The sequence below is a fragment of the Shimazuella sp. NTD250 genome (assembly GCF_059510375.1).
In genome coordinates, this window is record NZ_JCAJZS010000003.1 from 414879 (window position 1) to 430608 (window position 15730).

Annotated in this window: 14 protein-coding genes; 13 read left to right on the plus strand and 1 reads right to left on the minus strand. The window is 37.9% G+C overall.

Features of this window, described 5'->3' with window-relative positions:
• Positions 1 to 203 precede the first annotated feature (203 nt).
• From AC5WOF_RS10255 to AC5WOF_RS10315, 13 genes are all read left to right on the plus strand, one after another.
• Positions 204 to 2555 carry an FtsK/SpoIIIE family DNA translocase gene (locus tag AC5WOF_RS10255; RefSeq protein ID WP_496049854.1) on the plus strand — a complete coding sequence of 784 codons (2352 nt, stop codon included), beginning with the start codon at positions 204 to 206 and terminating at the stop codon, positions 2553 to 2555.
• 486 nt (positions 2556 to 3041) lie between these two features.
• Positions 3042 to 4334, plus strand: a complete 1293-nt coding sequence (yfmF, locus tag AC5WOF_RS10260; RefSeq protein ID WP_496049855.1) for an EF-P 5-aminopentanol modification-associated protein YfmF — start codon at positions 3042 to 3044, stop codon at positions 4332 to 4334.
• A complete protein-coding gene (gene yfmH / locus AC5WOF_RS10265; RefSeq protein WP_496049856.1) occupies positions 4331 to 5620 on the plus strand; it encodes an EF-P 5-aminopentanol modification-associated protein YfmH in 1290 nt (429 codons plus the stop codon). The genes yfmF and yfmH overlap by 4 nt, the downstream gene beginning before the upstream one ends.
• On the plus strand, positions 5621 to 6364 hold the full coding sequence (gene ymfI, locus AC5WOF_RS10270; protein ID WP_496049857.1) for an elongation factor P 5-aminopentanone reductase: 744 nt from the start codon (positions 5621 to 5623) through the stop codon (positions 6362 to 6364).
• A 191-nt stretch (positions 6365 to 6555) separates the two neighbouring features.
• Positions 6556 to 6804, plus strand: a complete 249-nt coding sequence (locus AC5WOF_RS10275) for a DUF3243 domain-containing protein (protein WP_496049858.1) — start codon at positions 6556 to 6558, stop codon at positions 6802 to 6804.
• A gap of 237 nt (positions 6805 to 7041) precedes the next feature.
• Complete coding sequence (locus AC5WOF_RS10280) at positions 7042 to 7797, plus strand: DUF3388 domain-containing protein (RefSeq protein WP_496049859.1); 756 nt, start codon at positions 7042 to 7044, stop codon at positions 7795 to 7797.
• Between the two features lie 23 nt (positions 7798 to 7820).
• A complete protein-coding gene (locus AC5WOF_RS10285; RefSeq protein WP_496049970.1) occupies positions 7821 to 8192 on the plus strand; it encodes a helix-turn-helix domain-containing protein in 372 nt (123 codons plus the stop codon).
• Positions 8193 to 8207: 15 nt separating this feature from the next.
• A complete protein-coding gene (locus AC5WOF_RS10290; RefSeq protein ID WP_496049860.1) occupies positions 8208 to 8807 on the plus strand; it encodes a helix-turn-helix domain-containing protein in 600 nt (199 codons plus the stop codon).
• A gap of 72 nt (positions 8808 to 8879) precedes the next feature.
• Entirely contained in the window at positions 8880 to 10559 is a 1680-nt protein-coding gene (locus AC5WOF_RS10295) for a helix-turn-helix domain-containing protein (protein WP_496049861.1), read from the plus strand.
• A gap of 56 nt (positions 10560 to 10615) precedes the next feature.
• Positions 10616 to 11389, plus strand: a complete 774-nt coding sequence (locus AC5WOF_RS10300; protein WP_496049862.1) for a helix-turn-helix domain-containing protein — start codon at positions 10616 to 10618, stop codon at positions 11387 to 11389.
• A 249-nt stretch (positions 11390 to 11638) separates the two neighbouring features.
• Positions 11639 to 12223, plus strand: a complete 585-nt coding sequence (gene pgsA / locus AC5WOF_RS10305) for a CDP-diacylglycerol--glycerol-3-phosphate 3-phosphatidyltransferase (protein ID WP_496049863.1) — start codon at positions 11639 to 11641, stop codon at positions 12221 to 12223.
• An 11-nt stretch (positions 12224 to 12234) separates the two neighbouring features.
• Positions 12235 to 13488, plus strand: coding sequence for a competence/damage-inducible protein A (locus AC5WOF_RS10310; protein ID WP_496049864.1), 1254 nt, complete (start codon positions 12235 to 12237; stop codon positions 13486 to 13488).
• Positions 13485 to 15140, plus strand: coding sequence for a DEAD/DEAH box helicase (locus tag AC5WOF_RS10315; protein ID WP_496049865.1), 1656 nt, complete (start codon positions 13485 to 13487; stop codon positions 15138 to 15140). Before AC5WOF_RS10310 ends, AC5WOF_RS10315 begins: the two co-directional genes overlap by 4 nt.
• Before the next feature lie 45 nt (positions 15141 to 15185).
• Here the strand turns inward: AC5WOF_RS10315 and AC5WOF_RS10320 are convergent, their stop codons facing one another.
• Positions 15186 to 15500 carry a metal-sulfur cluster assembly factor gene (locus AC5WOF_RS10320; protein ID WP_496049866.1) on the minus strand — a complete coding sequence of 105 codons (315 nt, stop codon included), beginning with the start codon at positions 15498 to 15500 and terminating at the stop codon, positions 15186 to 15188.
• Positions 15501 to 15730 lie beyond the last annotated feature (230 nt).

Sequence of the window (15730 nt, forward strand, 5' to 3'; positions counted from 1 at the left end):
AAGGCATAAAAAATAAAATTGAAGGTATTTAGATCAAATGAAATAAATGGATGTTTAATCAGATCCAAAGATTTATTTTTTCAATTGTAGAATTAAAGAACTCAAATTATTTCCAGATCTAACCAATAAATTCCCAAAAAAACTCACTTGACACCATGATCCATGTTATAATGCTGGTGAAAGGTTACAGGGAGTTGGATGAAATGGCGAAAAAAGCAACGAAACCAATAAGTACGCCTCGTACAGAAAAATTCAAGCGAGAATTATTATTTGAAATATATGGTATAACGATTCTGGCATTATCGATTATTGCTATGGCAAGTTTAGGAGCGATCGGTAGGAATTTAACTTACTTGGCACGCTTTTTTGTAGGGTCCTATGATTTTCTCATTCCTTTAATTGGAGTGGGTTTAGGTTTTTATGTGATGTTGAAGCGCAGATGGCCAAATGATTGGTCGCCTCGTATGACTGGTATTGTTATTGTTCTCCTTTCGCTTTTAGCATTCTCCCACTACTTTACGTTTCAATTGCTGATTGCCCAAGGGTTTCATGGGTCAATTATCGATAAGACTTGGAATCTGCTATTAGCAGAACGGGAATCGCGCCTGCCAACAGATGTAGGTGGTGGGATGATTGGCGGAGTGATCTTTGCTCTTTTTTATTTTTTATTTGAAAGTATCGGAACTGTTGTGGCACTTTGTGCATTATTTTTGTGTGGTTTTTTACTTGTAACGGGTTTTTCCTATGTGAAATTTTTTCATCATATAAGTAAGTTTTGGGACGGTAAAAAAGCTGCTTGGAAGACAAAACTAGCTACGTTTTTAGCTACTTATTATAAAACAGAACAAAATGAAAAAAATAAAAGACGCCGCAAAGTAACACCGATTGGAAGCGTGACAAAAGATCCAATTATCGAAGAGAACGAAGAGGTAAAACCTACTATCTTTGATTTTGAAGAGTCTGCTCTGAAAAAAGAACCAGTTGAAGAATCACGCGAACAATTAACATTAAAAATGGGAACAAAAAAAGAATCTCTAAAGCCAGTAAATACATTGAAAGAAGAGGAACAGGCAGAGGTTCCATTTCAGATGGAATCAGCCAATGAACATTATCAGCTTCCTCCGATAAACATCTTGGAACAACAGAAAAAAACACCGATAGCAGATAAGCATGATCTTAATAAAAATGCAGAAAAATTGGTACATACATTAGAGAGTTTTGGTGTTTCCGCGAGAGTAATCCATATTCACCGTGGACCAGCTGTGACTCGATATGAAATTCAACCGCAAGTAGGAGTAAAAGTAAGTAGAATTGTAAATCTTGCGGATGACTTGGCCTTAGTACTAGCTGCAAAAGATATTCGGATCGAAGCTCCGATACCTGGAAAATCAGCAATTGGTATTGAAGTGCCTAATACAGAAGTTGCGATGGTTGGTCTGCGTGACATCATCGAAAGTGATGAATATCAAACATCAGATTCAAAATTGACTATCTCTCTTGGTAGAGATATTTCAGGAGACCCTAATGTCGCGGTTCTATCTAAAATGCCGCACTTATTAGTTGCTGGGGCAACAGGTTCAGGAAAAAGTGTGTGTATCAATGGTATTATTGTGAGTCTGCTCTATAAGGCAAAACCAGATGAAGTAAAGCTGATGATGATTGATCCAAAAATGGTGGAACTCAACATTTACAATGGAATTCCACATCTTCTTGCACCAGTTGTCACTGATCCGCGTAGAGCAGCTATTGCCCTAAAAAAAGTAGTTAAAGAAATGGAAAAGCGATATGAGATGTTTGCGAACATTGGTGCTAGGGATATTGAAAGGTATAATACTTTAGTAGCGCAAGAAAAGGGTGGACAGCCTAAGTTACCTTATATTGTTGTGATTGTAGATGAGCTTGCTGATCTTATGATGGTGGCACCAGGTGATGTGGAAGATGCGATTTGCCGTTTAGCACAAATGGCCAGGGCTGCGGGAATTCATTTGATCATTGCAACACAAAGGCCATCAGTTGATGTTATCACTGGTGTGATCAAAGCGAATATCCCTTCTCGTATTGCCTTTGCTGTATCTGCGCAGACAGATTCGCGAACGATCCTAGATATGGGAGGAGCAGAAAAACTACTAGGAAGAGGAGATATGCTTTACTTACCAGTAGGAGCTCCTAAACCAGTTCGACTGCAAGGTACATATTTATCCGATGAGGAAGTGGAGCAAGTTGTTTCTTTTGTGAAAGGTCAACAAGAAGCAAAATATGTACAAGAAATGATTCCTACTTCAGCAGAAGGAAAACAAGTAGACGATCCTCAAGACAATTTATATTTAGAAGCTGTACAACTAGTAGTAGAAGCAAAAACCGCATCTGTTTCTTTACTCCAAAGAAGGTTGAGAATAGGTTATTCTCGAGCAGCTAGATTAATCGATACGATGGAGCAAAATGGAATTGTTGGCCCGTATGAAGGCAGTAAACCTAGAGAAGTTCGTCTTTCGCTAGAAGAGTGGAAACAACAACAAAATGGTAATGCTAATACCAATTCAGAACAAATCAACTAGAAAACAAGAAAGACACATTTAAGCCTGAAGGTGTCTTTTTTTTTATGAAAGTAAGAAAAAATGGTTGAAAAAATTTTTCCTACACAGACTAGAAATATATGTTTTTGTGCAGGAGGGAGAGTAATAAGAGGTGGATCACCAAAGTTATACTTGGAAGATAGGATTTAAGCTGGATAAAGCACTTACAGATATAGCGAATCAAATCTCAGATCAAAAATTTGGTTGATGGATAGCAATTTAGGAGGAAAAATACCGAAAAATGTCGTAGCTATTACTTTTAAAGAGAATAGAATTTGCTAACCGTAAGTTGACCAAAAAATTGTCGATCAGCGTGTCATTAAGAAATTAGAGGACTACAAACAACAGATTATAAGCGGTAAAATAAAGGTGCCCACTTCTTTATAATCGATAGAAACTTAGTGGATGATCGTTACTAAGGTTTTTAAGGGATGTAAATCAGGTGAAACATATGAAAGAGGTGTATGCATGACTTTTGCAACTTTTCAAACTGTATCATTAGGAAATATTCGACTTCATATTTGTCCGAGTGATAAATTCAAGACGACTACATTGTCCGCATTTATTACCAATGCACTGCAATCCGATTCGGTAACAAAAAATGCCCTATTGCCGAATGTTTTAAGTAGAGGAACTCGTTCTTATCCTACTACTGTTGCCTTGCGACAAAAACTCAACGAATTATATGGTGCCGGTTCATTTGGAGATGTATTTAAACGAGGAGAACGACAAGTAATTCAGTTCGGAATGGATTTAGCCAATGAGGCCTATTTACAAGATGCGCCATCTTTATTGGAAGAAGGAATCCGCTTATTTTGTGAGATTATACTAGATCCTTTTGCAGAAAATAATCAATTTCATCCTGCTTTTGTGGAAGCAGAGAAGAAAAATTTAAAACAAAGAATAGATAGTTTACAAGACGATAAAATTCGTTATGCTGCTGAACGATGTGTACAAACGATGTGCGAAGGGGAACCTTATTCTCTCTATACATATGGAAATGCTGAAGATATTGCGGCAATTGATGCCAAATCACTTTACGATCATTACCATGAAATACTTGATCGCTCCCCTATCGATCTTTATTGCGTAGGAGATGTGGATAGTGAAGAAGTAAAAACATTATTTGCGAAATACTTCGATGATAAGATGCAAAAGGCGACAAGAGCAGAAGTTCCATTCGCAACCGTTTCTCATCATGTCGACAAGGTAAAAATGGCAGTTGATCGATTAGATGTCAATCAAGGTAAACTAAATATGGGATGTCGTACGCAGATATCGATTCGAGATGAAGATTACCCTGTTCTACTCATGTACAATGGTATCCTTGGTGGTTTTGCTCACTCCAAATTATTTATGAACGTCCGAGAAAAAGAAAGTTTAGCTTACTATTGTTCTTCATCTATTGAAAGCCATAAAGGGCTTTTGTTCATTCAAAGCGGTATTGAAGAAAAGAATTTAGAACGTGCGATTGAAATCATAAAAGAACAATTAACCGCTATGAAAAATGGCGAAATTACAGATAGGGAATTAGAACAAACCAAAGCAACACTTTCCAATCAACTGCGAGAGGGACAAGATAGATCCTTTGAATTAATCGGTTTTCATTTTCAATCTGTCTTAAGTGGGAAATCTCGTACATTAGAAGAACTGTTGCAAAAAATTAATGCCGTGACCAAAGAAGATATCAAAAAAGTAGCAGAAAAGGTTGAATTGGACACGATATATTCTTTGCGTGGAGAAGAGGGGGAAAAACAGTGAAAAAGTTAGATCATCCTCAATTGAAAGAAACATTGTATTATGAGCAATTATCAAATGGTCTACAGGTGTATTTATTGCCTAAACCCGGTTTCCAAAAGACATATGCAACCTTTACTACCAAATATGGGTCTATTGACAATACCTTTCAAAGAGAAGGACAAGAGAAACATCAAGTGCCAGATGGGATTGCTCATTTTCTTGAGCATAAGATGTTTGAACAAGAATCAGGAGAAGATGTGTTCCAACAGTTTGCAAGACAAGGTGCTGCAGCAAATGCTTTTACGAGTTTTACTCGTACTGCTTACTTGTTTTCCTGTACAGACCACACGGTAGAAAACTTGTTAACGCTCCTAGATTTTGTTCAGGAACCTTATTTTACAGATCAAAATGTAGAAAAAGAAAAAGGAATCATTGGCCAAGAGATCAAGATGTATGATGACAATCCAGACTGGCGATCTTATTTTGGGTTGATCGAAGCGTTTTATCAAAATCACCCAGTTAAAATTGATATAGCGGGAACGGTTGAGTCAATCAGTAAAATTACAAAAGAAACACTATATGATTGTTACCATACTTTTTATCATCCAAGTAATATGTTGTTGTTTGTAGTGGGAGGTATTGAAGCTGAAAAAACGATGCAATTGATTCGTGAGAATCAGTCGGCAAAAAAATTCGATCCACCGTCGAAAATTGATAGATTTTATCCAGAAGAATCCAATGAAGTTTCCGATGCAAAAAAAATCATGAATTTGAGTGTACAAACTCCAAAATGTTTAATGGGTTATAAGGAAAAAAATACAGAAGTAAATCGCATTGGTGAAGAACGTTTAAAGCAAGAGCTGGCAACTCAAATTTGTTTAGATGCGATGTTTAGTACTTCTTCCGATTTTTATCAATCTCTATATGATGATGGCATTATTGATGATACTTTTGGTTTTGATTACTCACTAGAGCAAGGATATGGTTTTACGATGTTTGGTGGAGATACGCATCATCCTGAAGAGTTAATTAAACGTATTCAAGAGGAGGTTCCTCGTCGCCTTTCCGTTGGTGTAACACAAGAAGAATTCAATCGGATTCAAAAGAAACGGATTGGTGCAAGTCTTCGTTCTTTAAATTCCTTAGAGTGGATTGCCAATCAGTTTACGAGCTATCGCTTTCAGGATGCTGATTTATTTGATATTATTCCTACATTAGAAAAATTGACTTTGGATGATGTAAATGAAAGATTGAGAAGTCATTTTCAACCTGAACAATTTGCGGTCTCTTTGGTATTGCCAAAATAGATGTCAGCAGATAAAAAAATTGCATGGGTAACAGGTGCTAGTGGAGGAATTGGAGCTGCTATTGCTACTCAATTAGCTGGGGCAGGGGTAGATGTAGCTGTTTGTTATAATCGAAATCAAACAAAAGCAATTGAAGTGGTTCAACAATGTCGTGATAATGGTGTGGATGCTCATGCTTTTAAGCTTGATGTTACAAAAGAAGTAGATGTGAAAAAAGTATATAAATCCATTTACTATTCATTGGGAAAACCAACAATATTAGTACATGCAGCGGGACACACAGAAGTAAGTCTCTTCCAAGATTCGAGTACAGAACAATATCATCGTTTGATGGATGTGCATGTAAAAGGAGCTTTTCTTCTTGCACGAACTACATTGCCGCATCAATTGCAGGAAAGATGGGGAAGAATTATATTCGTCTCTTCGATATGGGGATCAGTTGGTGGAGCAACAGAAGTTTTATACTCAACAGCAAAATCCGCTCTTCATGGAATGACGAAAGCTCTTGCAAAAGAAGTTGCTTTATCAGGAATCACAGTAAATGCAGTTGCACCTGGAGCAGTAGATACGAAACTTTTAAGACAACAACTTACAAAAGAAGAAATACAAGATTTAGCAGAAGAAATTCCAATGGGTAGATTAGGAAATCCATTTGAAATTGCTGCAACAGTTGTATTTTTGTGTCAACAAGAAACATCCTATATAACTGGACAAGTGATACACCAAAATGGTGGTATGTACTAGATAAAAGAAAGTCTCAAGATTAGAAAATATTAAGGACCCTAGGACTAGTGAGAGTAGAAGAATTTTTGAAGTCTATGTTGATTGTTGCACTTGGCAAGAAACAGACTTTCCTATAGGACGTACGCATAATTCCTCTTAGAAGTGGTGATATTATCTTTAGAATGTTACTTACTTTAGGAGGGAAACCAATCATGTCTGTACTACACAACTTTGATGAATGGAAAAAATTTTTACAAGATCGTGTGGACCAAGCATCTAGTCTTGGAATGGACAAAGCGACCATACATGATCTTGCTTATGAAATCGGAGACTATCTTGCAAAAGACGTAGATCCTAAAAACGAACAAGAGCGTTTGTTGAAGGAATTGTGGGATGTTGCGGATGAAAATCAGCAGCGTGTTATGGCTGACCTTATGGTGAAATTAGTCGACCGCAAATAAGGAAAACGTCTGGTTCTCTGATGAAGAGTTCCAGACGTTTTTATTTAACCATTAGACTACACAATTTTATCATAAATGGTTAGACTTGCGAAACCACGGGGTTTTTATAGCTTTGCATTTGTTTTTATTCACCCATACTAGAGTTTTATAGGTCGATTCTCTTTCGAGAGAAAAGAACATGTGCTATACTAATTCGTATAGCTCATGAAGCCTGTCATTCCTTTGAGAGGTGGTATCATGGCAAGTCAAGAATGGTACATGGAGTACCAAATACATAAAAACAGACCAGGTTTATTAGGTGATGTTGCCTCTATATTAGGGATGCTTGCTATCAATATTATCACGATCAATGGTGTTGAAAATCGGCGACGTGGTTTGCTTTTACAAACGAGTAACCACGATAAGATTGAATCGCTTCGTCATATATTGTTGCAAGTGGAAGACATTACGCTAACAGCACTTCGACCTCCTAAATTAGTTGATCGTATTGCGATTCGACATGGAAGATATTTAGAACGGTCATCTGAAGATATGCGTACCTATTTTTTCACAAGAGAAGAATTGGGTATATTGGTTGATTTTATGGCAGAGCTATTTCAACGTAAAGGTCACCAACTAATTGGCATTCGAGGCATGCCTCGAATCGGGAAAACAGAATCAATTGTTGCTTCTAGTGTTTGTGCGAACAAGAGATGGATTTTTTTGTCTTCCACTTTGTTAAAACAAACAATGCGCAGCCAGCTGACGAGAGATGAATTCTCAGAAGAAAGGGTTTTCATCATCGATGGTGTCATGTCGACTAGAAGAGGCGATGAAGAGCACCGAATGTTACTTAGAGAAATAATGAGTTTAAATGCAACCAAAGTAATTGAACATCCTGATGTATTTGTCCAACAAACCGAATACTCTTTAGATGATTTTGATTACATTATTGAATTAAAGCAAGATTCATCTGAAACCATCACACTTGAAGACTTGGATCAAGATTTTTAAGGGGGATAATGCACTTGGCTGGCGTGGGGAAGTACTTGAAACAAGCGCGTGAGAAAAAGAGTTATACGCTTGAAGAAATGGCAGAACTCACGAATATTGAGGGGAAATACTTACAAGCTTTGGAAAAGGAAGAGTATGATTTACTTCCTAGTCCTTTTTATGCACGCGCCTTTCTGAAAACTTATGGGAAGTATTTAAATCTTAATGTGAGTTCTCTTTTGCAGTTGTACGAATCATCGCAAATGGTAGAACAATCTTCCACGCCAATAAAGCCAAAGATAGAAGCAGTTGAATTACCTAAGCGGTCACCAGCTAAAAAAAAGAAAATTTCTTCTCTCTGGTTGATTGTAGCTATTATCCTCATTTTGGGTATGGTTTACATGCTTTTCCAATAGAGGGAGGATCAAAAGTTGAAAGAATTGGGATACCATTTGCGGTCAACACGTGAACAGTCAGGTATTTCCATGGAAGAATTGTCAGAAGCGACTAGGATAGAAATAAAATATTTAGATGCGATTGAACGTGGAGATTTTGAAGCTCTACCTGGCCCAGTATATATTCGATCCTATCTTCGTACATATTCCATCTATGTGAATCTGGACCCTCGTAAGGTTATTAAGATTTATCAAGAAAGTAAACAGGTGGCAACAGAGCGTTTGTCACGTACTGCAAGGATTCAAAAAGAACAAGTGCTACAGCGTTCCGATGAAATCCCAGTCCTTTCTCGTAGTAAAAAGCAGGAATTTGGGCGTTCTTCGGAAAAGATGGTAACTATGTCACGTGCTGTGAAAAGCCAATCAAAGACGAATAAGTCTAAAAAGAAAGCCAAAAAGAAGAAGGTTTCAGGATTTGCCAAGTTTTATAATGGGTTACTCATCACTGGTTTTCTGTTATTATTGGTTGCGGCAGGTATTGTTGTTTATCTCCGCTCAACAAGCACAGAGGTTGCAGAAATATCTGACAAGGTTAAGCCTTTGACAGCTTCAGAATCCAATGGTATGCTTGGATAAAATTTATGACAATTTTATGTCGGTTGTACGATTGTTGATGATTGATGTACAACCTATCAGGAGGTGGCTGGGGTGTCTGTCGAAATTGGTAATTTTCTTCGACAAGCCCGAGAGTCGGTAGGACTGTCCCTCGACGAAGTACAAGAAAAGACGAGAATACAAAAATCGTTTTTGGAAGCAATTGAAAAGGGAGATTTCGATAAATTACCAAGTCCATTTTATGTAAGAACCTATCTTCGATCTTACGCAAATTGTGTAAAAGTGGAACCTCATTACATTTTGCGTGAATATCGGAAAAAGGAGCAGGCAGAACGATACCAAACAGGTCAATTTGACGCTTCTCAATTGACAGAGCAGTTAAACAAATTGGGTCAAACTGGTATGCATAAGTTTGGTTTAACTGGTGCAATGCCGAAAGTATCACCAAATACGAAACCTTCGGCTGCTATTAATCGAACAAGTGCAAAAACAGCTCTTACCATTGCTAATCCGATATCGAACACGGCTAAGCTCCCTATGATGCAGAGGCGAGAAGAATTAGAGAAGACAGCAAAACCTCAGGTTCTCTCGAGTGATAAGTCTAAAAAAGAACAAAAGTTCCCATCGTTATTGCCATCACAAGCACTTACAACTCGTGGTGGAACCCCTACAGTAAAAGAAAAACGTTTTGCTACGAATGAAAATTCTATTGTAAAGCCGGCTAATAAAGAAGGAAGTACTGCTGTAGAGCAGACGACTTTGATTCAAAAACAACAATCTTCTCGCTTGAAAAAACAAGTCACATCACCTCAGTCTACGGAGAGTAGTACTGCACAATTTGTACCATCAAGATTGAATAAAACACCTGAATCTTCTACTCTATCTCGTACACAAGCAAATAAAAGACCAACTCAACCAGAACAGGTTGTAAAGGAACATACAAAACCGCCTAATACAGAACAAAAGACAAATTCTATCCAAGAAAGCAAAGTGCTTTCTCGATCTTCACGCTTTCGTAATACTAATACTTTACCTACTGTTAATAGTACGTTTTCAAATGGCAATACAGAATTACAAGAGAAAGCGACAGTGGAAAAGGAAAATACCGGTAATAAACGGTCATTTGGTTTCAAAGAGTCTCGTTTTGCATCTCGAAATACGGGGGATTTCAAGACCGCATCTTCCAATTCCCAAGATGCATCAGAAGTACAAACACTTCGTAGAAGTTCTGTTCGAAATCGTCCAATTCAAAACTCAAATGGGTTCTTTAGTAGTAGAGTTATCATCGCTAGTATTGTTGCTGTTCTACTTCTTGTAGGTATTGGTTGGTATTTATTTTCAGGAAATGGCGAGGACGACAAAAAAGTTGTTCAGGAAAAAAATACCACCACGGAAGAAACAAAGACAGAACAGAAACAACAAACTGCTGGTCCATCTACCAAAGAGACTACTGAAAGTACATCTCAAGGAAACTTGGAAAAGGAATCTGCTGGGCTTTACACGCTGACAGGTACAGATACTGCAAAAGTTGTTCTAAATCCATCCGGAACATCTTGGGTACAACTGCGGACTCAGCAAGATCCTACCACTGATCCTAATAAATATTTAAAAGATGTCACCTTAACAAGTAAAGATGCTACTTTTGAATATAACCATACATTCAAAGATATACCTGATCTTTATATCGTTTTAGGTTCTCCAGATAATGTGAAAGTAACAATCAACGGTATTCGCGTTACTTCATCAAAAATCATACACATTGTAAAAAAATAAGAGCAATGGCCCTCTTTTGGGCTGTTCTTTTTTATATATTGATAGGGGAGAGACTATTGAGTCAACTTAAGGAAGTGCGTGAAACGTCTTTTCTCGATCTGGATGAGATTTCAGATCATCTTTCTATACCTAAGTTGTATTTGCAAGCAATTGAAGAAGAAAAATTCTCTCATTTGCCTCAAAAAAAATACTTGGCAGAAAGATATATTACTACTTACGCTGATTTTTTAGAAGTTGAAGTGGATCCTATTATTGATTCTTATCGTCAGTTTCAGCGTCCAGAACAAACATTAACCCCTAGGAGAAAGGGAAGAAGATCTACCCGATCATTATCAAAAGAAAAGCCTGTTTGGTACACTTATCGATATTATTTTTTAGCATGTGGTGCTTGTTTAAGTTTGGCACTTGTCACATGGCTCTTTATTCCAAATGAGAAATCAGAAAGTACAAATTCGATGAAACAGCCATTACAAAATCAAACTACCCCTGTCTCATCAAACAAAGAAAGGCCAATTTTTACGCTACAGAAAACATCCTCTGATTCATCCATCGAGCAGACATGGTTTATTTCGCAAGCAGATTCTTTACATGTTCATATACAACCACTTGAAGGTGTTAGTTTTCGTATTCGTGAAGATAGTATCAAAGGAAAAATCATTGCCGATAAAGAATTGTCAAAGAGTGAATCTTTTGATTTGAGTGGCAAAAAGTGGGTTTTTATTCACGTTGATGATCCAAGCAAAGTAATAATGAAAGTGAATGATGTTGTAATTGATACGGTTTCTCAGAAAACGGGAACTACCTATGAATTTAAAATTGCATCAAATTAAAATCTATCCTGTTACATTTTTGACATCACTCTCTGCTGTGGTTTATACTTACGGAAGGATTGCTTTCTTCCTTTTTTGATATTCAATTTTGATTGGAAATAGTGGATAATAGTGGTGAAGACCGAGAAAGTTCCATAAATAAACATGTGTGCGATATCCGTACAACAAAAAGCCCATGGCATTGGGATAACGGCTTATTCTTCATCTCCCTTCCCAGCCAAGAGAAGTAAATCAGGGAGGTAGTTGTTGGTGAACTTGGCCAATAAAATAACATTAATACGTATTTTTCTTGTGCCTGTTGTGATGATTTTTTTGCTAATTCGCTTTGATTTTGGCATCGTGCGACTTGGCGTGGTAACACTTCGGGTTAGTGAGCTGATCGCAACTTTTGTTTTTATTATCGCTGCTGTTACAGACGGATTAGATGGCTACATAGCAAGAAAAAATAAAACCATTACCAATTTGGGCAAGTTCTTAGACCCACTTGCTGACAAGCTATTAATAACCGCTGCGCTTATCTCACTTGTAGACATGCAGCGGCTCCCGGCGTGGATTGCAATTGTAATCATAAGCCGTGAATTTGCGGTCACAGGTCTTCGATTGATTGCGGTTGCGGAAGGCCATATTATTGCTGCGAGCACACTTGGTAAAATAAAAACCATTGTACAAATTGTGGCAATTGTATCGCTTATGTTGAATAATTTTCCGTTTTCTAACTTTGCTTTCCCCTTTTCCATCATTGTTACATGGTTAGCTGTCATTATCACCATTTTGTCAGGACTTGACTATTTTTATAAAAATAGGAAAATCGTATCTCTTACTAAAAATGGATGAGGAGTTGCTCCATGCAAGCCGAAGTAATTACAGTCGGATCCGAGCTTATGCTAGGTGTTACACTTAATACTCATTCGCAGTTTATTTCTCAGGCATGCGTTCCTATTGGTATAGAAGTTGCCTATCATACGTCTGTTGGAGATCATGCTGATCGCTTAGCAGAGGTAATGAAGGTAGCTCATAGTAGATCACAACTGGTGTTCCTATGTGGCGGTCTCGGACCAACATTAGATGATTTAACAAAAGAGACATTGGCAGACCTGTTAGGAGAAACATTAGTAGAAGATCTACAATGGCGACAGCGTTTAGAAAGTTATTTTTCGAAACGTAAAACTCCTATTCCCGCAAATAATTACAAACAGGCATTGGTATTTTCCTCAGGAATTGTATTCCCCAATGAAAAAGGTACTGCTCCAGGCTTATCCATTACGAAAGATGGAGTTATTTATATATTACTGCCTGGTCCTCCCGGTGAATTAAAACCAATGTTTGAAAAACAAGTACTTCCTTATTTGCACCGTATACTACCATCAAAAGAGGTCATTTACTCACATCCCATGTCTTTTTTTGGGATTGGAGAGTCTGCTTTAGAAGAAGAGTTAAAAGATTTAATTATCGCTTCTGATAACCCTATTCTTGCCACATATGCAATGGATATTGGAGTTACTTTGCGAATCACCTCACACGCAGAATCGGAAGATTTAGCAAAACAATTCATTGAACCAACTCGTAATGAAATTTTGTCCAGAGTTGGGAGACACTGTTATAGTGAGCGAGAAGAATCTCTTGAAGAAGTAGTAATTCATTATTTAAGAAATAGCAAGCAAAGTGTCGCTACAGCAGAAAGTTGCACAGGCGGTCTCGTTGTTCATTTGTTAACTACTGTACCAGGTGCTAGTGAAGAAGTGAAAGGTGGATTTGTTTCCTACTCCGATAAAGCCAAAACCGATATTGTTGGTATTTCCACTGAAGTGCTAAAAGAATATGGAGCAGTAAGTATGGAAGCTGCTAAGCTGTTAGCAGAACAAACAAGGCAAAAATTTCAAACTGATTTTGCTATAAGCGTGACAGGTGTAGCAGGTCCGGCTTCATCTGAAAGTAAACCAGTTGGTTTGGTATACATTGGTTTAGCCCAAATAGGTATGCCTACCGCTATCTGTGAGTTATCGTTATCAGGAGATAGAGAACGTATTCAAAAATCTGCAGCAAAACATGCATTGTTCTTTCTACTTGAACGACTAAAGAAAGGTGAAACTACGATATGAAACGTTTTGAGGATTTTGATCTTAGTAATGAAATTATGAGAGGGATACAAGATATAGGCTATGAAGAGCCTTCTCCTATTCAAGCTGAATGTATCCCAGCTGTTATACGTGGAGAAGATGTGATTGGGCAAGCTCAAACTGGTACAGGAAAAACAGCCGCATTCGGTATTCCAGTTTTAGAGCGTATTGATCCATCTGATAATCGTGTCCAAAGTATTATTTTAACGCCTACTCGGGAGCTGGCTATTCAAGTTTCCGAAGAACTACGGCGTTTGGGACGTCCAAAGAGAGTGAAGACATTACCTATCTATGGTGGTCAATCCATCATTAGACAAATTAAAGCTTTGCAACAAGGTGTACATGTGGTGATTGGCACTCCTGGAAGATTACTAGATCATTTGCGTAGAGGTACATTAAAAACAGATGGAGTAGAAGTTATTGTTCTAGATGAAGCAGATGAAATGCTAGATATGGGCTTTATCGATGATATTGAGACTGTATTGCGATTTTTGCCTGGACAGCGTCAATTACTGCTGTTTTCAGCTACCATGCCTCCAGCAATTCGTCAGTTATCTCACAAATATATGAGAAAACCTAAATATATCACTATCAATCGGGGTGAAGTTACCGTACCTATGATTCAACAGGTTTATTACCGAGTTTTGGAAAATATGAAGGTGGAAGCTCTCTGTAGAATCTTAGATAGTGAAGAAATTGAATTAGCAATCGTTTTTTGTCGTACCAAAAAAGGAGTCGATGATTTAACCGAGGCTCTTCAAGTAAGAGGTTATTTAGCAGGTGGGCTACACGGTGATCTGCAACAACAACAACGTGATCGGGTAATGGGGCAGTTCCGTCAAGGTGAGATCGAACTTCTTGTGGCTACGGATGTCGCTGCTCGGGGCATTGATGTCGGTAGTGTAACTCATGTGATCAACTACGATATCCCTCAAGATGTAGAAAGCTATGTCCATCGAATTGGACGTACTGGTCGTGCAGGCCGCACAGGGATGGCCCTTACTTTAATTACACCTCGTGAAATGAAACAACTTCGTCTAATTGAGCAAGAAACAGGAGCAAAACTTGTATCCCGTGAACTCCCCACTTTAGAAGAAGTAGCAGCGAAACAACAACAAAGTTGGATTTCGCAAATTGAAGATGTTATTCGATCTGAAGCTGATCTATCTTTATTTGAAGATATGATTGAACAGCTTGCTGGCAAGTTTTCAGCAGAAAAAGTGGCAGCAGCATCTTTATACCTTACTTTCTTTGAACGATTTAATAAAACTAGCGATGCTGCTTATAATTTTGGGGAGACAGGCGCCTCTCCTGGAATGGTACGATTCTTTATTAATGTTGGACGTAATAGCAATCTTCGTCCACAAGAGCTCGCTAAAGCAATTGCGGATCATGCTGGTATTGGTTTGCGTCAAGTGGGACGAATCAATATTTATGATCGGTTCTCATTTGTAGAAGTTCAAGAAGAGATTGCTCCGTTTGTTTACGAGGCTCTTCAACAATCCCGTATCAATGGAATGCGTGTCAACATGGAACCTGCAAGACCAAGGACCAATTCGCCAAGACCTACAACCCGTGAATCACGTTCTGATTCAGGTAGGAGTCGTAGACCAGAAGTGAATGCAAGAGGTTGAATAAAAGTAAAATGCACCTAGCTGAAGAATGCTAGGTGCATTTTTTTAATCTGGTATTCCTAGTGCTATTTTTGCATAGCGAGACATTCGGTCTTTGCTCCATGGTGGATCCCAAACGATATCAACTTCAATTTCTTCTACACCTTCGACTTTTCGAACAGCGTCTTCTACAAGACCATTTATCATTCCAGCTAGGGGACAACCCATCGCAGTTAAAGTCATGGTTATCTTGACATTATTGGATTCACTTATCTCAATATCATAAACTAATCCTAAGTTGACGATGTCGATGCCTAGTTCAGGATCGTTTACTTCTTCTAGCTGCTCCAATATTTGGTTTTTCAATTGATCTTTGTCCATGTTACTACCCTCCTATAAACTTAGATTACCACATTTGTGCAAGTTCTAACGCACATTTTTTACAGAATAAATGTTCGGAAAAAGGCTTGTTATCCTTTGAGAAACACGTTATGATAGAGAAGATGAAAGTGATGAAAAACTTCTTACTACCCATAAGAACGTGTACGCAAACAGAAAATAAGTAAGAATAATGCAATCATTCTAACTTTATGAAAGAGGGAGAGTTTCTA

Bases quoted from the DNA above. Each gene is read 5' to 3' on its own strand.
- AC5WOF_RS10255 (WP_496049854.1), top strand. From the start codon at position 204: ATGGCGAAAAAAGCAACGAAACCAATAAGTACGCCTCGTACAGAAAAA.
- yfmF (WP_496049855.1), top strand. From the start codon at position 3,042: ATGACTTTTGCAACTTTTCAAACTGTATCATTAGGAAATATTCGACTT.
- ymfI (WP_496049857.1), top strand. From the start codon at position 5,621: ATGTCAGCAGATAAAAAAATTGCATGGGTAACAGGTGCTAGTGGAGGA.
- AC5WOF_RS10275 (WP_496049858.1), top strand. From the start codon at position 6,556: ATGTCTGTACTACACAACTTTGATGAATGGAAAAAATTTTTACAAGAT.
- AC5WOF_RS10280 (WP_496049859.1), top strand. From the start codon at position 7,042: ATGGCAAGTCAAGAATGGTACATGGAGTACCAAATACATAAAAACAGA.
- AC5WOF_RS10310 (WP_496049864.1), top strand. From the start codon at position 12,235: ATGCAAGCCGAAGTAATTACAGTCGGATCCGAGCTTATGCTAGGTGTT.
- AC5WOF_RS10315 (WP_496049865.1), top strand. From the start codon at position 13,485: ATGAAACGTTTTGAGGATTTTGATCTTAGTAATGAAATTATGAGAGGG.
- AC5WOF_RS10320 (WP_496049866.1), bottom strand. From the start codon at position 15,500: ATGGACAAAGATCAATTGAAAAACCAAATATTGGAGCAGCTAGAAGAA.